This window comes from Frigoribacterium sp. Leaf8 (assembly GCF_001421165.1).
Taxonomy (GTDB): Bacteria; Actinomycetota; Actinomycetes; order Actinomycetales; family Microbacteriaceae; genus Frigoribacterium.
Genome location: NZ_LMKB01000001.1, coordinates 540,196 through 558,138, shown reverse-complemented (window position 1 = coordinate 558,138; position 17,943 = coordinate 540,196). Strand labels below are relative to the sequence as shown.

The following is a 17,943-nucleotide window of genomic DNA, read 5'->3' as shown; positions in this document are numbered from 1 at the left end:
CGAGTTCAGTGTTCTGAACCCGAGGCGCCTTTGTTTGTCCACACTTGGGATGCGCGTTTTCGGCATGCGGCCGCGAAAAAGTTGTGACACTTTTCGCCTCATTTGAGCGCAATCGGGGTCCTATCGGGCCTTTTGGGATGTGCCAGATAGTCGGGCGTCACGCGGAAGGGCCTGCCTCGCAGTCGGCTTATTGTGCTGCGAGACGCTGCGTTGATCCGTTGGTCGCAGCTTGACGTCACGGCGGAGCGAGTCGTGTTCAGCGCCAGCCCAGGCGGAGGCATCAGCACGGGCGCAGTGGAGAGCATGAACACGTTCTCGAAGGAGCCCCTCGAGGAGATCCTTGAGCTACGCGTTGTTGACGGCTTCCCAGAATTTGGCGCGGACGCCGAAGCGCATCGAGTCGCTCAATTCGAACTCGCCTAGAACCCCCGACAGGTCGACCAGGAGTGCCCGGTCCAGATCGCGGGGAATGGCCGGTCGTCCCGCCCTGAGTTCGTTGAGCTGCTCGGCTGAGGCCGTTGCCGCCCAAGCTGAGTAGGTCTTCCTCGCGACAGAGGTCATGCTCTCCGCAAGCTCCATCGGGTTGCGACTCACTGACTGCACCTGGGTTGCGCCCTCGTGCGGGACGGCGGTTTTGGTAGCCAGTGGCGGCACCAGCCGGGCCACCCCGGCAGGGCTCGGACGCGAGGGGGCGACCTCGTCGATCGGGGCAGAGTCCATTGACGGTTCGTCGGTCGTGGTCTTGACGGGTGGGGCGGTGACTGGGGCCGGGGTCGACGTCACGGTCCTGTCCAGAACTGCGGGATCGATGAGATCGAGGCCATCTGCGGAGTACAGAAGGTGTCGGCTCACGCCGTGCGGCCTCATGGAGGAGGAAGGGACAGCTAGGACGGTCACCTGCACGCCTTGCGCCTGCGCCTCCTCGACGGCCTCGGTCAGGTCGTCGTCCCCTGAAAGCAGGTACATTGCGTCGATCCTGCCCGCGCGGGAGTGCCCGACCAGGCCCAGGCCGATGCGGAGGTCGACGCCTTTCTGCTCCCCGTCGACACCGATTCGGCCGAGGCGGAGCTTGACGTTTGGCAGCAGCGCGATCCCCTCCTGCACAGGGGTCGCTTTGCCGTCGCGGGCAGCGTCGTACCAGTAGACCCGGAGCAACGGAAGTCCGGAGTCTCGCTGGACGACCTCGGTCAGGGCGGAGATCAAGGCCGTGTAGTTCACCTCGATACCCCGACGGAGGGATGAGCCGGTGAGGCGGGTCGCTGCGCTTGACAGCAGATACCCCGCATCCACGTAGAGGGCTGAGTGAGATCTCATGGCTGACCGTGGCTCCTGGACTTGTGGGTGTGTGATTGCAGGGTGCCGGTACCCCTGCGGCAAACATGTCACGACCTATTGCGGGGGTCGAGTACGAGATCGCCTCCCGTCGGGGCGGCGCCGACGTTCCGCACTGGGTGAAGGCCGATTCTGCCAACACTGGCGCGGCGGCCTGCGGCTGGGAAGGCGGCAGCCCCGACTGCGTCTGTGACGATTTCTATCCCTTTATCATCTACAAATGGTCACGCGGTCCGCTGCTCGAGACCGGTCCAAGAGGCCGGTCGACCGGGTCGACCCCGGAGCTTTTCCGATCGACCCCATGGGCGCAGACCTAGACGACTACGACTTCGAATTCCTCGCGGTGAACCTCGTGGCCTGGTTCGCCGCCCACGACGCCGCTCGACTGATGAGAGAGGCGCGCCGGCGAGGCCTGAGCCCCCTGGCCTACATCCCCTTCCATCAGGTCGCCGACATCCTCGAGGTGCCCCCGGCAGACCTCAACGCTTACAGGAGCGGACGCCGCTATCTGCGGACGGAACATCTGTTGAAATTCATGGGGCAACACCGCTTCGGGGAGCAGCTGTTCGAGTACGCAGCAAGTCGCAACTTGCTATACAAATCGGCCGCTTTTTCGTGGGGCGACGATTTCGGGGCTTTCGAGGAGATAGAGCAGTCACGGAAGGTGTTCCTCAGGGAGGTGAAAACCATGAAGATCGAACACCAGGAAGAACAGCTGCGACGTCTGTCATCGTCCATCCGCGACCTCGTCCGCCTCGCGGTCGACGTCGAGGGGGAAATCGTGCGGGCTGGTGGCAGGGGGACCCCGTTCCACTTCACCGAGATCGAGCGTGCTTTATCCCGTCAGGCCGGCGAACGCCCCGTGCAGAGCTTGCGAGACGACAGGCCCTTCTGGAAGAAGGTGCTTAGCCTGGTGACCGAGGAACCCATCCGTACCGCAGACATCCACAAGGCTCTCCGCGAAGCGGACGTGTCCTACGACAAGGCCCATGTGAGCAAAGTCCTACACAAGCTCTCGACCGGGCCGACACCCCAGATCGGCAAGCTCTCGCGAGCCGTCTACTACCTGATCCCGAACGACAACACCTAGAAAGGCAAATCTCATGCAGCGTCACTCCCCGAGTGACGACGCAAAAAAGGCCCCGACCGAATCGCGTCCTACCGCGACCAGCCGAAGCCCACATGCAACCCAACAAGATTGCTATGAGGCTACACGCTGCACCATCGGAACACAAGGGCACCTTTGCCGCGCCGTCACATCAGTTCTCCCTCCTATAAAGTCCTGCGTCCCTAAGCGACGTGGCCCGTTGCCCCGAGCCCGATGCGGGGGTCCTCGTAAGCGACCGCCCGAGTCGCCATCAATCCGTGTCGGCGGATCTCCACGTGGACCTTGGTCCTGGCCTGTGGCGGTGATCCGCTGATGGTGAAAGGGCGTCTCGCGGCCGCCGTCCGCGACAACGACATCCCCGCGGTCCTGGAGCTGTACCGGCCCATTCACTACCGCGAGCCTTGGTTCGCCGCCTACGTCGACGAGATGCGAGCACTCATTGTGAAGAGCAAGCCGAAGTCAGCCGCGGCCGTGCAGCTCCAGTTCTCTTGCCTGTGTCGCCTGTACCAGTTCGGCGCCGCAAACAACTGCGACATGAACTCCACGTCGCTGCTCTCACCTGAGATCCTCGAGTGGTTCATCACGTCCCGCTACGTCTCGTCTCATCCGCAGACCCGTGCCACGATGCGATCGGCGCTTCGCCGCATCGGCATAGCGAACGACGCCCACGTGTACTACGGGAACCAGCCGGAGCACCAGAGCCGACGGGAACTAGCCGCCCCGTACGAGTCGCACCACGTGTCCGGCTACATGGAGATCCTTGGCAAGCAGAGGACTGAGAAGCGCTCCAGATTCCTTGACAGCATCCTTCATCTCGGACTCGGCGCCGGGCTGCGGAGCACGGAGATGCGACAGGCACGACCGGAACATGTCATTGAGCGTGCCGGGCTTGTCCATCTGTACGTCCCAGGTCGGGAGCCTCGTTCGGTCCCCGTCCGTCGTTCCCACGCGGAGGGCGTGCTCCGGCTGGCCGAGACGAGCACGCGAGAGTTCCTGATGGGCATTAGTGCCGAACGCAGCCGAAGCGCCATGTCCACCTTGAAAGACCGGGTGGAGGTGCCCGACTGGCTGCCGCGTTTGTCGGTGAGCCGGCTCCGTACGACGTGGATGGTGGACACTCTTAGTGAGCGCGTCGAAGTGAAGGCATTCCTCGAGGCCGCGGGTGTACGGAATGGGTACCTGGGGTTCCTAGGGCAATTCCTTCGAGACGTCGAGGACCGGGGCGCCACCGACCAGGCCCTTGCCGGGGTGCGCGCATGACCGCGCTGGCGCCGACCCGCGCGACCCACGCGGCGCGCCCTAACGGGCGACGCCACCTGAGCCGGACGGCGGAGGCAAAACCACGTCGACTCCCTCCGCATCTGCCGGAAGGAGCGATCATGTCGACCTCGAAGAGCCTGACTGCGGCAATCACCATGCTCGGGCGCGCTCACGCGGTGCAGACCGTCCTCCACGTCGACGCCGTGAAGCCCGGCCGGTCACGTCTCGTGTCAATCGAGGCGTTCCTCACGGTGGCGATCGCGTTCAAGATCCAAGGACCGAAGCGGGACTTCGTGCTGACCGATCTGACCCGCTGGGTGGACACTTTCTCTCCCGCCCAGCAGGACCGTGCCGGTCTGCCGTGGGACTGGTCGTACGACAACCTGCAGACTGCTTTTCAAGGACTCGTCGGTCACATCGAGCCCGAGGGTGCCCTGGCACGGCGCGGGCCCCGCAACCCCCGCATGCCATCGGTGGACGCGTTCGTCAACGCGCTCATCGATGCCTCGATCCCTCCCGGTTGCCCTCAGACAGAAGTCCTCGCCCTCGACAGCACGGACGTCCGGACCCATGCGAAGAGACGTAGCTGGCTGGCCAAGCCCGACACCGCCGACCCGTACATGCCTGACAACGCACGGGACGACAAGCCCTGGGCCTCGCCCGGGTGGCCAAAGCTTCAACCGGACGGTCGCTACGCCGTGGGCGCGGACCTCGAGGCGCGGATCGGATGGTGCACGATCAAGAACCAGGAGGGCTCCAGCACCTTCAACGGATTTGACGCCCATCTATTGGTCGACGCCGGTAGTCCAGGGCAGGCGTTCTGGGTCCCGTTCATCCGCGGCGCGGTGCTTCGACCCGCAGGCGAATACAAAGCAGACGCGGGCCTCGCTCTGCTGGATTCGTTGCCGCGAGGCATCCAGGCTCGCTACCTTGCCTCTGACCGGGGCTACAGCTACGCGAAGGCCGCCGCTTGGCACCTGGCCCTGCGGGACCGATCCGTTATCGGCGTCCACGACTTGCACTCCAACCAGCGTCGACCCCACCCTTCCAACTCATCCCGTGGGGTGCAGTGGATCGATGGCACCCTGTTCCCGGACTCGCTACCGAAGCAGCTCCGAACTTTGCCGAACTACCCGATCGGGATGAAGGCGACCGACAGAGCCGACCTCGTAGGCCTCTACGAGGAGCGTGAGCAGTGGGCGTTCCGTGTGAATCGACGTTTCGACAACGGTGATGTCCAGCTCAAGGGGCCCGCGTTTACCCTTCGGGTGCGGTGTAGGAACTGGCCAAAGTCGCTACGGGCGAAGTCCAGTACCCCGATGACCAACTGCAAGCCCGGTTGTCAGTGTGGGGCAACCAAGGTGATCCCCCTGGCGGAGGCCGCTTGGGAACGTCAGCACCTAACCTTTGGAACCGAAAAATGGCTCCGCCACTACGGACTCAGGACTTTCGTCGAGGGAGCCAACGCGCAGCTCAAGGAGTGGCGTGGCAGCATGCGACGGCACAGTACCAAGGTCTTCGGCACCACCGCCAATGCGATCGTCCTCGCCGTCCACTGCGCCGCTGTAAACGTCAGCATGACGCAGGACGCTTGGGACGGGGCGGTCACGCTTAACACTCGACGCCCCGAGGAAGTCCCTGAGACTCAGCGCCGGCGAAGCCCAAGCCGCCCGGGGCCAGCTGCCAGCAGCAGACCTGGTTCCACCGGACCTCGAAGTCGACGCACTTGATCGAGCGCCGGCTGCCCTAGCTGGACACGCGAGTAGCACCCCCGTCGCACAGAGACGGGGGTGCCTCGGTCTCGTTGCTGTGCCGTCTTGCCGCGCGCTCGAGTTCAGCCAAGATCGCGCAGCACGCCGCCAATTCCCTGCGTCAAGGGCGGAGGGGCAAGGGGCCGAGAAGACGGGGTCAGGCGGCGGCGCTACGGGCCGACCCCGCGAGGTCCATCCGGAACCCCAATGCGTCACGCGGACATCCCTACTCGGGTGCCACTCGGTGCTCCGAGTTGCAGGAACCTGCGACCCGAACTCTTCGGTAGGGAATCTCATGCGTACGCGCGTACTTCGTTCAATGGGCCTCATCAGTGTCGCTGGCGCCGTCCTGATCTCCACAACAGCCTTTGCCTCGCCGGCAGTATCTACGACCGCGACCCCAGCTTCGTCTTCATCATTCTGCACAGCCGTTCCTGACGGGCAGGGACAACCTACGAACCAGTCCATCTGCTTTGGTCAGGAAAACTCTGTTGACGCCTATCTGACGGAAAAAGGCATTCGCGTACAGGCTCCCAGCGCCCAGTCGCGGACCAGCGCCGCTTCCGTGGTCCTCGGGCGGGCCTACCAAGACACGAATCTCAGGGGCGCAAGCTTCACCTACTACGGCTCAAGCGGATGCGCCGGAGCAACGTTCGGTTTTTCTCCACTCGCAACCGGGTGGACAAACACGATCAGTTCCGCGCAGGGCACCAATGGTTGCTGGCTGACCCTATATTCGGCCACGGGTTTCAGTGGAGACCGTCAGAACTGCACGCCGACGTGCTCTTCCGTACTTCGATTTAACGACGCCGTAAAGTCCATCGTTTTCCGGCCCACCGGGCAACTTGGCTAGGGTTCGAGAGGAGCCAGGCCGATGGCGTCGCAGATCAGTGAATTTGCGCTGGGGACAACAGCGGCGCTTCCATCACGCATGACGCAAACTTGGAAGTCCGACGGGACCGCGGCCGGAGCATTAGTTGGGCTCAGTGGGTCAAAATCAGCCGCGAAGACTCCCTGCCGCCACATCTCTGCGCAGAGGCCTATGGCGTCGTCGACCCGACCGGGACCAGCGTTGTCGGCGATGGACGCGGTTGCACCGGGGTAACCCCCATTGGGGCCACGCTCATCGCTCTCTAGGCACGTCACGTAGGTCGCATTTGTGACCCGCTGCGCTTGCACAACAGCAGCGCCAGCAACGCCCGCCCCGGCAAGGACGACCAAGCTCGTGCCGCCCCACAAGAACAGACGCCGCCGACGGACCTGTCGGCGGCGTTCTGGGGTCTCGCGGACGTAGTCGGTCAATACGGACCGCAGGGACTGGGCCCTTCGCTCGTCCATGACCGGGGCGTCAGATGTGTCGCTCAAAGTTGACCGTCCAATGCATTCAACTCGTGTCCGGTGCTGTTGCTTTGCGGCAGGGAACCTAGATTCGACTGGAGCTTTTTTCGTGCCCGGTGCAGCTTCGACTTCACCGTACCGATCGGCAGATCGAGGGCCGCGGCCACAGCGGCTAGTGGAAGCTCTTCCACCAGCGCAAGCTCGACGATCGATTGATCGATTGCGCTGAGGCCTTTCAGGGACGAGATCAGACGACTCCGAACGGCCTGACCGTCAAGATACCCGTCTACAGCCTGGGCTACCTCCACGGTGTCCTCAGGTGGCGGCAGAAGTGCGAGCAATCGCCTGTACCGCCGTTTCGATCTGTTCAAGTTTAGGGCGACGTTCACCGTCACCGTTAGCAGCCAAGGAAGAATCGAGTCGTCCACGATTCGAACTTTCTTCCTGTTTCGCCAGGCTTCAAAGAACACAGCGGCGACGACATCTTCTGCATCCTGCACGTTCTCGGTTCGAAGAAGCGCTTTCCGGAATACCCGGAGACGGTGGCGATCGAAGAGCTTCGCGAAAGCGCTGTCCGACCCGCTGACAGCGGCAAGCCACAGAGCCGCATCCGAATCACGGGCCTGCAAATTTGGCGCCCCTTGATCCCCCTGCATTTCGCCCCCACTGCTTCTAATCGATTTGACGGGCGATGGAACCCGATCGTGCTGACCGGACATCCCCTAGAGAAGCCCCAACTTCGCCGGCTGCACTCAGATGAGGCAGTTGCTGGAGCCGGTGGCCAAGGCTTCAAGGGCGGTGCCCGCCTCGATCAAGCCGGGGAATGGCCTCGAGGCGGGCACCCGTCAACGTGCAAGCACGACTGACGGACTCATCTTGTCAGCAAGAACAATGAACGCGTCGTCTCGGCGAGGCGAGATGCGCTTTAGGGCTAGAGGGGGAGCAGAGGGGAAGAAGCTCGAGGTAGGAAGCGTCGGGAGCGCGGGTCGGCCGCCGCTGCGTCGTGGGTTATGCGGACCCAGGCGGTTGCTCATAGAGCCACATCTGGCGCGCCATTTTCTATTTAGCCTTAGCGGCATGGCATTCCTCGCCGAAGAGCTTCAGTGGACGCGGTCAGAGGGGTGGCCGTTTCCAAATTAGGCACTTGAACAGGGATTTACATCGCAGCGCGCGCGCGAGTGTGCACCTACTTCGCACATAGGACGCGTCTACAAATTCGTTCTATGCAACTGATCGACCAGTATGCCATGATCCCGTTTAGGAGCTTCTGGCTCTGAAATGGGTGTCGCCGTTATCGTCGGCGGTGCCGAGTCGGTCCCAGTCAGTGTTGATCTGGGCCACGAAATAGGGGAGAAACACATGTCCATCACCAAGAAGTTCATCGCCGGCCTCGGCGGCGCCGCACTCCTGGCAGGAATTACTCTGGTTGGCGCGGCACCCGCGCAGGCCGCAATCGGTGACTGTCCTTCGGGGAGTTTCTGCTTCACGGCAGACGCCGACTTCACGGGCGACGCGTTCGGCAGCCCGAACAACGTCTCCTCCGTGCCGGCCGACCGTGACAATCGCGCCACGGCGGTGTACAACCACGGCACGCAGTGCAGCCTTCGCTTCTACCAGCTCTCCGGCTACGGCGGCCGCTCCTACCCGATGAACAAGGGCGATGCCGTCGGCAACCTGGCCACCAAGGCCTACCCTGACGGCGGTACCTGGAACGACCGCCTGTCCGGCTTCAAGTTCTGCGTCTGATCGCCCGATGACGACAGGAGCGCGGTTTTCCGGTGCCAAGGGGGGAGCCGCGCTCCTTCTCGCGTGCGGACTCTTTCTTGCAGGCTGCTCGACAGCAGAGGCACCCGACTCGGCGGAATCTGCACCGTCGTTCTCTGACCTTAAGGTCGTCCCCGGCGCGGCCAAATTGGACGTTGCCACTGAAGCCATCACATTGCCCGTCGACCAATACGGCATGTCTGTTCTCGAATCACGCATCATCGACTACGCGGTCCTGCTCCAGCAGAAGGACTGCATGGCGGAGAAGGGCGTGGACTTTCCTGTCGTCAAGCCCTTTAATTCTTTCGACGACCCGCCCGGAGGCGACTACGAGGGGGGCCCGACTCCCAACCACATCTGGGGGCTCTGGAACCTCGAAACGGCGGCCAAATGGGGCTACGAGGATCCGCCCAATGAGTTGCAGGAACGCATGATGGCCGCGAACGCGACGCCACTCAGCGCAGAAGGTGAGAAAGCGGCTAGCAGTTGCCGCGAAGAGGTCTCCGCTGCAAGCAGCGTAGGAGTCGACAAGCTCTTCGGAGATGACACCTCAATCACTTACCGGGCGCAGTTCCACACCCTTCCCGAAGACACTCCCGCGGGCAAGGAGGTCTACGCGTCCTGGGCGGCTTGCCTTGCGAAGGATGGCCTCAAGCCGGCCGAGGACAACCCCAACATTCCCGCCGGGGCACTTGAGATGGGCCGCGAGGACCAGATCAATGCGGCAATCAAGGACGTGACCTGCAAGCAGGAAACGGGCATGATTCAGCAGCTTGCCGACATCGAGGCCGCCTACCAGGCGGTCTACGTGGCCAAAAACGAAGCTGCACTTGTTGCCTGGCGGGCCAAGATCCAAGACATGGTCGACGAGTCAGAGGACATCATTCGTGCGCGCGAGGGCTAACCGTCAGGATGAGGCCGACGTGAAGCTCACCCGGTGGCCGCACAAGACCTTCGTCTTGGTCAGCGCCCTCGCGGTGGTGCTCGCGGGCGGCGGCGGTCTAGTAGCCGGTTCGTTTCTTCGAGGCCCCGACGAGCAAACCCTTACCAACTCCCTGCGGGCCGTCGAAGTCACCGCCAAGGTCGAAACACGCGAACTGCAGCTCGACCCGTTCCAAGGGTCCCTCGCTGCGGGCTCCACAACCGTTCTGCCCGCCGCGGCTGCGCCCGGTGCCAGCATTCCTGTCGCTACTTCCTCACCCAAGAACATCGGCGATGCTGTGACGTCGGGGGATCTGCTTGTCGCCATGAACGGTGATCCCGTTTTCGCTCTGTCACTTACTGTGCCGATGTACCGGGATCTGCAAATGGACGCAGAGGGGGTTGACGTCCTCTCGCTCAATCAGGCTCTCAAGGACGCGGGAATCCTCACGGGATCGGTTGACGACAAGTACTCCTACAAGACCCGAATTGCAGTCGACAAGCTTTTCAAACGCGCAAAATTTGTCGCCACCGGCACTTTGGGAGGTGAGGCGCTGGCTGCGCGTTCCATATTCGACCTACCCGCTGAGCCGGTGACGGTCACGCAGAAGGCACCTGCCGACACCGCGCTCGAGGTTGGTACTCCCGTCGTGACGATGTCAACAGCTGTCGATCAGCTGAACGTCCGCGTAGACAGTGTTTCGAAGACCTACCTTTCGGTCGGTGGTTCCGCCACGCTTAGGTCGCAAACCAGTCCCGACACCCGTTCTGCGTCCATCGTGGCCATCAGCGAGTTTCGAGACGTCGCTGAGGAGACTGGGGGGACGAATTCGGATGACAGCGCCGCGAGTACCGACTCCGACGACGCCGCAGCCTCGTTCCCGGGCTATGACGTCAACCTCGCTATCGACTTCGGCGCGGACGGCAACCCGTGGACATCAGGCGACACGCTTGTAGTCGACTTCGATGTCGCCACGGCCACGAGCGCGGCAGTCCCGCTCACGGCGATCCGCGAAGACGCTGGCGCCACCTCGGTGTTTGTACTTTCGGGTGCTGACGCCAACGGGACCGACGAATATGAGAAGGTCCCCGTCACGGTGACTGACCAGTCAGACGGCTGGGCTCTTCTGGCAGCCTCTGACTCCATCGCCGTAGGCGACACGATTCGAGTCAGCCCGTGAGCCAAGCGGTCATTGACTTCCAGCACGTCCGCAAGGTCTATCCCGGCACCCAAGGGGCCGTCGCCCTTGACGACGTCAGCTTTGAAATCTCACCAGGAGACTTCGTGGGCATCACGGGCCCCTCTGGCGCCGGCAAATCATCCCTGCTGAATGTCCTGGGGCTGCTCGACACCATGGACACAGGGACGTACACAGTCAGGGGTGTCTCGGTTTCCGATCTCCGGCCGGGACAAGTTGACTCCCTTAGGTCCCGAACCTTCGGCTTCGTCTTCCAGTCTTCTCACGCCATCGGCGGCCGGACCGTAGCCAAAAACGTTGAACTTCCGCTGGCCATCCTGGGTGTCCCTGTTCGCGACCGCGCCAGCGCCGTCGCGACAGCCCTCGAACAGGCAGGCATCCGTCACAAAGCTAACGACGACGCAGCACTGCTTTCTGGTGGCGAGCGTCAGCGCATGGCCATTGCCCGCGCGCTGGTCCACAAGCCTGACGTGCTTCTGCTCGACGAACCAACTGGAAACCTCGATTCACGCAACACCGAGCAGATCATCGCACTGCTCCACCGCCTGAACGGCGCAGGAGTCACCGTGGTGGTTGTCACCCACGACCCCGTGCTCGCCGCAGCCGCCACGCGGCAGTTGATTCTTACCGACGGGCGGCTTCGCGAGACCCGCCGCGAGGAGGCGACTACCCTAAAACGCCATACTCTGGCGGCAGCCACCTCGTCGCGACGCATCGGCCCGCTTCGTCGATTTAGCGACGCCTTGTCAGACGCCGTGTACGGGATTACCGGCAAGCCGCTGAGAACACTGCTCCTCTTGCTCGTGGTCATGCTCGGGTCCGGCGGCCTCGTAGCCGCTGACGGCATCAGCCAATCTGCCGCCAACCAGATCTCAGGCCTTCTTACGACTGCGGCACTCGACGAGGTCTACGCAACCGTCTCCGGAGACGACGCCGCGGCCCGCCAGTTCTCATCAGATGACCTGGGCACGGCCCTGGCGCTAGACGGAGTGCGTTCCGGGGGTGTGCAAATCGATGTCGGTAACGGAGACGCCACAGTCACAAGGCTGGGGCCCTCCGCTCGCGGGCCGGAACGCTTCACTGGCTTCCTCACGGGGGCAGATACGGGCATCCTGCACGCCTTCGGCGCCAAGACCACAACCCCAGGGGCAATCGAAGCCCTCGATGGACCCTTCGCGCTTGATGTCGCCCTCGTCGGCCAGGAGGCAGCTGCGAACCTTGGCATTTCGGGGCCTTATCCCGGGCAAAAAGTTTGGGTCGACGGGCACTCGTTTTCCGTGGTCGGCATTATCGATGCAAGTACTCGCAATCCACGGCTGAGCAACTCTGTCGTCGTGTCCAACGAAGCGATCAGGCAACGGATCGGTCTCACCTCCGCCGCGACAATGTTCCTCACCACGGAACCCGGCATGTCAAACGCCGTAGGCACTGCGCTGCCCCTGGCCTTGGAACCGAGCGCTCCAAACTCCGTGAAGGTACAAGCCCTCGCCGACATTGGCAGCATCCGGGAAGGGGTCAATGAACAGTTGAACGGGTTGGTGCTGATCATGGCCCTTGTTCTTCTCGTGCTCGCCGTCTTGGCCACAGCGGCGGTCATGGCAAGCTCGGTGCTGACTCGTCGTTCTGAAATCGGACTCCGACGGGCAATCGGCGCCAGTCGCTCTAACGTCGCAAGCCTCTTCTTCCTCGAGGGGCTGACTCTCGGCGCAGCGGGCGGGCTTGCCGGTGCTGCTCTCGGTGTCCTGGTAGCACTCCTCGCTTGTGTTGCGCAGGGGTGGAGTCCATCGCTCTCGGCAAGCGCATCAGCTCTGGGCATCATTGTGGGTGTCCTCGTTGGAGCCGTTTCCACGATCGCACCTGCCGTGCAGGCCTCGCGCGTGCAACCTGCGCTAGCTTTACGAAGCTGACTTCGGACGCCCGTGGTCCTCCTGCCCATGTGTTCATAGGCGAAATCAGGCGTCACGAAGGAAGCTTGGAGCGTTCCGTGCAGGAATGACAGTCGCTGGTCGTAAGCTTCGGTCAAATTGGAGGCAAAGTGCTGGTAGTCGAGGCCGCCCGTGAAGCAGCAGTCCGAACGCTCGAGGAACATTGGGACGGGACCCTTCCCGTTGACCCGATTTCGATCGCCAGGGAGCTTGGAATTGAAGTCGGATTCACTCGCTTTGACGACGAGCTGTCTGGCGCCATCGTTGCTGACGCGGACAAGGTACAGATCTTGATTGCTGAGCATGAAAGCATCACCCGTCAGGTGTTCACGTGCGCTCACGAGATCGGGCACTATATGGAACGACTCGAGGCGAAAGACAAGGAATATTCGTTCGAAGAGCCATCTGGTAACGCGTTCCGGAACGGTCGAGGCGGTCAGTGGGATCTCCATGAGCTGTACGCGGACGAGTTCGCGGCAAATGTCCTGATGCCCGCGGAACGGTTCATTGACCTGGCAAACCAAGGTGTAAGTGTGAGCGACCTGGCCACCGTCTTCGCCGTGAGTCGGGCCGCGGTGCAGGTACGCATTCGAAAGTTCAAGGCAGAGGGAGTCCTGGAGTCTCGTTCACTGTGACCGCCGAGACCCCATACGAAGACACCCCAAGCCAGGCTCGAGCCGACGATCTCCGTAAGGCTCCCGTCGAGCGCAAGATGGACTTCCAAGAGCTGACCGGTGACTCCGAGTTGGAGCACCACCGGGCCATGCGTGATATTCGCCGCGAGAGCGCAGAAACGCTTGGGTCCATCGAAAAGGAGCGACTGGCCAAGCTCAAGCAGCAAGGTGATCAAAGGCGTCATTTCTTCGTGTGGGCCATCGCGTCCATATCAGGCGTGCTCGTGGCGTCAACCGTATTCATGTCGGGGTACCTGATCACCGTGGGTGACCAGGTCGAACCGTCTGTAATGATTGCGTGGTTCTCCTCGGCCCTTGTCGAGACACTGGGCCTTGGATATATAATCGCAAACTCATTGTATGAGGGGTCTGGCAAGTCGCAATCGACCAAGCTGTGACCGCCGTCCTTGGCGCTGCGGTCTATGACTCCATGGGCCAGGCGGGATCATGCCACCGCAGTTCGGCGTGAACGACCGGTTCAGCTGGGTCAAGCGACACGTCCCACGCCTTGCTCTTATTGCAGTACAAGTCCACAAAGTCCTTAATCATCACGCTGTTTCGAATCACCTCCAGATCTGAATCGATATGCTCTGCGAGTTCCCTGCTGGCAATTACAACCAGCTTGTATCGCGGCCGCGTAGCCAAAACGTTGAATCTATTTAGGCTGAGTAGAAACTCTGATTCCTCCGCGATTGTGTCAGGGTCGCCTACGGCATAGGTAGCGATGATGATGTCCCTTTCTTGACCCTGGAACCTTTCGACCGTGTCGACCGCGGAGTCAATCCAGTGCCGAAGCTCCTTCGAGTGAGAACCATCGTCCAAGTGCTCGAGCAAGACGTCGATGACACGGGTCCTCTGTGCTCTGTGGGGTGTGACAATTCCGAGCTTCTGAGTCCAGAAGATTTCGTCGTTACGGAGGGAGGGCAGGTCGCCGTCTTTGAGCGCCAACCTGTACCACGCGACGACTTGGGCCACGAGCGCTGCCTCAAAATCATTCCATTGTCCCGAAACTCCCTCTGGGTACACCACGCACACCACCTCGCGGCCAGGGCTCGCGATGGCGGGGACGATGTCTGAGAAAGCCAGGCCAGCTGGCCACTCGGTTGGGCGCAAGCCTTGAATGGCCCATTCGCTCGCGGCGTCTGAGTAGACGAGCTTTCGTTCTGGGTTGGCAGAAGTTAGTTCGTCAGGGTAGCCCGCACGTTTCCCCAGCTGGACAATTGTGTCATTGGATCGGTAGTTGATGAGCAAGCTCTCTTCGCGCACGTCATGCCCAGTCCGGTAGTAGTCATAGATCGAGCCAACAAAGCTCTCGAGACCGATAGGTGGGTCAGCTTGATGAATGGGTGGCAACTGCTTGGGGTCACCCGCTACGACGAGCGTGCCATCCGTGGTGAGGCCCGCAATGGCCATTAGGGCGTGAGCGACATCGAGCTGGCCAGCCTCATCGATTAGGAGCACGTCGAAGAGCCCGCCCTTGTCAGTTCCGAGCTTGCGGAGCTGTTGGGGTGTTCCGGCGACGATCACGGCCTGCTCCCCGTTCAGGAGTCTCTTGACGCTTGCCAAGGCGCCTGGATCCTTAGTCAGAACGTTCTCATCGTCGTTGAGCCATGTCACGGCAGGGCCGCTGCTTCGCAGCCGGCGAATGCTCGTTGGTAGGTCGTCAGAAAAACGCTGTACGAAGGATTCGAGCAACGTGTCTACCGCCGTGTATGTGCCCGCTACGACGCCGATGCGTAGCGGGCGTGTCGATTGGGGGAGATGAACAAGGGAAAACAAGAGGGCCCGAAGGGTCGCTGTCTTCCCCGTGCCGGGGGGACCCCAGATGAGGGTGAGGTGGCTGGTCAGCGCTTTACCCCAAGCTGATCTTTGGCTGTCATTGAGACTCACGCCGGCGGATTGAAGTATTGCAAGCGACTCGCTGAGGTCGACATCGTTCCGTAATTCGGAGACCTCAAGAGGAGTCCAGATAAATGTTTCGGCTGGATGAGCCTTCGTATTTCGTGGACTACGCCTGGAACCCAGTGCCTGTTGGATGGGCAAGCTTCTGGAAGAAGAGGGAGGATTGCCCACTGCGCGAATAACGTCGCCTAGTGGCTTGGTGAACCAGTCACTGTCGGTTGGATCAAGTACCACGTCCAGAGCAAGGTTCACGAGTCCACAGGCCTCCAGCTGCTTCCGGATGTCTGGATCTGTGCTGTAGGAACTCAGTTCCAAAACAACGAAGCCTCGACTTCGATCAATGCCGAGAATGGTGGCGGCAAAGACCTGGTTGAGAGTTTTGCGGAACAGTTCATCCCCGAATTGTGAGAAACCATCCGCCTGTTCTGGGTGCGAATTCAAGAAGCGCTTGACAGTGAGCCCGCCGCTTTGCGTCAACTCCTTTGGAAGTAAGGACCAATTGAAGCTGCCTTGCTTGATTTTGGCGTCCTTGGATGACTGGGCGACCTTGTACACAAGCGCATTTTTCGAGGGTTCGATGGCCAACAGTTGCAGGACTTCGGCCGAGTCCTTGCCGTCTAGTCTCTCCTCCAGAATGGCGCTCTCAAACTTTGCTTCTCTTTCGGCAAGCGGCAATGTCCGTAGTTGATTTTTCTCTAGCTGTGATAGCGCCGCGTTGAGGCGGGCGTGCGCATAAAGCAATGCACCAAGGTGACTGGAGGCGGCCAACTCTTTCGTGGGACCAAGGTGGGAAATTTTGGGTGCTTCCCTGGGAAGTCGGCCTGTCAGTTCTCGACTGAGAAAATCCGTCACGTTCGAGAGGGCCGCAAGTTTCGATCTGACGGTGGTCAACAGATCCGACGCCAACTGCGCCTTGGTCGGTGAGTGCGACGAGCGCTGGCCTCCCCAAACTTGGTGTGCACGTTCTGGGGGTACCTGGTCACTGAAGGGATCTTCCCAAAACATTGGGACGTAGAACTTGGGGTTGGGGTGGTCCGGCCGATGGAACGCACGCGCTGTCCCTAGCAGTGTGTAAGTGTGGGCAATGTCAAGTGTCAGCAAACTCCGAACAGCGTTCTTGGTCACGCTGATGGCTGGCACGCCTGCCAGACGGGCGCTAGGGAGTATTTCATCGGGCGGGAAGAGCCAGGCGAGTCGAGCCAACTCGCCATCGATGAGAATGTGGCCTAGGTGACGACCGATAACCCGCGTGAGGTGCTTGAGGCTCAGATCGTCCCAGACGTATACCTGGAATGTCGGGTCGCCGTCTTGCTTTTCTGCTTCACGCAACACTGTCGAAATGTCGCTAAGGAGGCTGAGTAGCGCGGCCCATTCAGCCTCGACGGTCTTCTCCTCGGTGTAGTGCATGCGCATTCGCTGAACGCTGGTAAGTTTCGTCGTTGCATCGAGCCATGACCAGGTCATGCCGAAGGCGAGGGTGAGGGCGCTGCCGGGGTCAAAGTCCGCCGTGAGGTATATGCGCAACTTTGCGAAGCGCGGGATTGCGGCCGTAGAGGCGGTGGCGCTGTCTAGGGGATCAGTGTCCAGGCCGGTCAAGGCTCGCGCCCGCTTTGAGACCATCGTCCGTTGACCCCGTAGCCGATGATGGGAATCGAACGCCGTGTTGCTGGGTTCCAGGCCTGCGATCGCTGGCAGATCTGCATGGCCGTTTGAGCGCAGCACTGTCATTGATCCGCGAGACAAAAATGGCAGTCTAGAAAGGTTCTGAGTCTTTTTTGCCAGAGGGATGCAGTGGCGGGGATCCCAGTCGGATGCGTTCGTTCCTGGTTCGTCGTAGAACTTCTGCCCAAGATTTTCGCATCCTTGACAGCGAGGTCCGACGGTCCAGGGCAAGGCATCGAACGGCGTGGCCAGCACCCTGGGAATGATGACCCGGATTACCCGACGCACAGTGGCTACGAATATACGGAGGGGGGCTTCTTCCAAACTCTCATGGAACGCGTCATAGGTATTGGGGTTGCCTGCAACCACGGCAAGGCTCAACGGAGACGCGCCTTCGCTTCCAGGCCAGACGGCCGCAGAAGCACTGACAGCGTAGGTGTCTTCGAGTCCTGAATGCCTAAGCCAGGCAGCCAGGGCTAGGCAGTAATAGGCCAACTCGGCAAAGTAACGCGGTCCTGGTTCCGTCGTGAGCTTGACGTCGATGACTCGCAGAATCAAGCGATCATCTGCCGCTTCGAGCCGGCGGACGTCTCCTTCTGGCGTGACGACTGAAATGCAGCTCTGCGGTGATTGAACTTCAATGATGTCTGGCCGCACGCGGCTCAGATCCAGGCTGATCTGCGCGCCGTCACTTTCCACCTTGTCCAGGCCGTGCAGGCGGATAAAGGTGCTGTTATCCGCGTCAAATTCATTTTCGATTAGGAAGTCACCTGCCGCAGCGCGCGCCAAGTAGAGCGACAACTCGCCCGTCGCGAACGCGACACCAGGCAGCGACGGCGGGCCAGACGGTTTGGGGTCTTTGCCAAGCAAGCGGTCCGCTCCGAATGCCAGCTGCAGGTCAAGTACCTTCGCACGGCCCCATTCATTGCCAGCTTCAGCGATGATTTGAAGGGCAGGTCTAACTTGCTGATGAGGGAGGTTTAAAGCCTTTCGCTCCGCAAGGTAGGAACCGCTATCGGGATGGAGCGACAGCCTCAGTTGTTTTTCGCACCCCGTCGACGCAAAATCCGTGAACGCCGTCTTGTTCAGCCTTGGCATTGCCCACCC

At 61.4% G+C, this 17,943-nt stretch carries 12 protein-coding genes; 9 read left to right on the top strand and 3 right to left on the bottom strand.

What is annotated here, in order from left to right; translation table 11 throughout:
• Window positions 1-345: 345 nt before the first annotated feature.
• Window positions 346-1,314: an NYN domain-containing protein gene (locus ASL10_RS02555; RefSeq protein ID WP_056044064.1), complete on the bottom strand. Its 969-nt coding sequence runs from the start codon at window positions 1,312-1,314 to the stop codon at window positions 346-348.
• A 238-nt stretch (window positions 1,315-1,552) separates the two neighbouring features.
• On the opposite strand from ASL10_RS02555, the gene ASL10_RS02550 reads away from it, so the two are divergent.
• The 3 genes from ASL10_RS02550 (at window position 1,553) to ASL10_RS02540 (ending at window position 5,430) form a co-directional block, all read left to right on the top strand.
• Window positions 1,553-2,422 (top strand): hypothetical protein, encoded by an 870-nt coding sequence (locus ASL10_RS02550; RefSeq protein WP_157485201.1) that lies wholly within the window; start codon window positions 1,553-1,555, stop codon window positions 2,420-2,422.
• Between the two features lie 330 nt (window positions 2,423-2,752).
• Window positions 2,753-3,700 (top strand): hypothetical protein, encoded by a 948-nt coding sequence (locus tag ASL10_RS02545; protein ID WP_056044056.1) that lies wholly within the window; start codon window positions 2,753-2,755, stop codon window positions 3,698-3,700.
• Between the two features lie 119 nt (window positions 3,701-3,819).
• Window positions 3,820-5,430, top strand: a complete 1,611-nt coding sequence (locus ASL10_RS02540; RefSeq protein ID WP_056044054.1) for a hypothetical protein — start codon at window positions 3,820-3,822, stop codon at window positions 5,428-5,430.
• A gap of 1,382 nt (window positions 5,431-6,812) precedes the next feature.
• Here the strand turns inward: ASL10_RS02540 and ASL10_RS15455 are convergent.
• Window positions 6,813-7,445 (bottom strand): RNA polymerase sigma factor, encoded by a 633-nt coding sequence (locus tag ASL10_RS15455; protein ID WP_235452318.1) that lies wholly within the window; start codon window positions 7,443-7,445, stop codon window positions 6,813-6,815.
• Between the two features lie 703 nt (window positions 7,446-8,148).
• Between ASL10_RS15455 and ASL10_RS02535 the strand changes: the two genes are divergently transcribed.
• From ASL10_RS02535 to ASL10_RS02510, 6 genes are all read left to right on the top strand, one after another.
• Window positions 8,149-8,535: a peptidase inhibitor family I36 protein gene (locus tag ASL10_RS02535; RefSeq protein WP_056044052.1), complete on the top strand. Its 387-nt coding sequence runs from the start codon at window positions 8,149-8,151 to the stop codon at window positions 8,533-8,535.
• A 7-nt stretch (window positions 8,536-8,542) separates the two neighbouring features.
• Entirely contained in the window at window positions 8,543-9,457 is a 915-nt protein-coding gene (locus ASL10_RS02530) for a hypothetical protein (protein WP_157485200.1), read from the top strand.
• A gap of 19 nt (window positions 9,458-9,476) precedes the next feature.
• Window positions 9,477-10,655, top strand: a complete 1,179-nt coding sequence (locus ASL10_RS02525; RefSeq protein ID WP_157485199.1) for a hypothetical protein — start codon at window positions 9,477-9,479, stop codon at window positions 10,653-10,655.
• Window positions 10,652-12,580: an ABC transporter ATP-binding protein/permease gene (locus ASL10_RS02520; protein ID WP_056044041.1), complete on the top strand. Its 1,929-nt coding sequence runs from the start codon at window positions 10,652-10,654 to the stop codon at window positions 12,578-12,580. Before ASL10_RS02525 ends, ASL10_RS02520 begins: the two co-directional genes overlap by 4 nt.
• A gap of 128 nt (window positions 12,581-12,708) precedes the next feature.
• Window positions 12,709-13,233: an ImmA/IrrE family metallo-endopeptidase gene (locus tag ASL10_RS02515; protein WP_056044038.1), complete on the top strand. Its 525-nt coding sequence runs from the start codon at window positions 12,709-12,711 to the stop codon at window positions 13,231-13,233.
• Entirely contained in the window at window positions 13,230-13,670 is a 441-nt protein-coding gene (locus tag ASL10_RS02510; RefSeq protein WP_157485198.1) for a hypothetical protein, read from the top strand. The genes ASL10_RS02515 and ASL10_RS02510 overlap by 4 nt, the downstream gene beginning before the upstream one ends.
• A 22-nt stretch (window positions 13,671-13,692) precedes the next feature.
• Here the strand turns inward: ASL10_RS02510 and ASL10_RS15450 are convergent, their stop codons facing one another.
• Window positions 13,693-17,934 (bottom strand): DEAD/DEAH box helicase, encoded by a 4,242-nt coding sequence (locus ASL10_RS15450; RefSeq protein WP_082460087.1) that lies wholly within the window; start codon window positions 17,932-17,934, stop codon window positions 13,693-13,695.
• Window positions 17,935-17,943: the final 9 nt, after the last annotated feature.

Coding starts and splice junctions, on each gene's coding strand:
- ASL10_RS02530 (WP_157485200.1), top strand. CDS start 8,543: ATGACGACAGGAGCGCGGTTTTCCGGTGCCAAGGGGGGAGCCGCGCTC.
- ASL10_RS02540 (WP_056044054.1), top strand. CDS start 3,820: ATGTCGACCTCGAAGAGCCTGACTGCGGCAATCACCATGCTCGGGCGC.
- ASL10_RS02535 (WP_056044052.1), top strand. CDS start 8,149: ATGTCCATCACCAAGAAGTTCATCGCCGGCCTCGGCGGCGCCGCACTC.
- ASL10_RS15450 (WP_082460087.1), bottom strand. CDS start 17,934: ATGCCAAGGCTGAACAAGACGGCGTTCACGGATTTTGCGTCGACGGGG.
- ASL10_RS15455 (WP_235452318.1), bottom strand. CDS start 7,445: ATGCAGGGGGATCAAGGGGCGCCAAATTTGCAGGCCCGTGATTCGGAT.
- ASL10_RS02550 (WP_157485201.1), top strand. CDS start 1,553: ATGGTCACGCGGTCCGCTGCTCGAGACCGGTCCAAGAGGCCGGTCGAC.
- ASL10_RS02545 (WP_056044056.1), top strand. CDS start 2,753: ATGGTGAAAGGGCGTCTCGCGGCCGCCGTCCGCGACAACGACATCCCC.
- ASL10_RS02555 (WP_056044064.1), bottom strand. CDS start 1,314: ATGAGATCTCACTCAGCCCTCTACGTGGATGCGGGGTATCTGCTGTCA.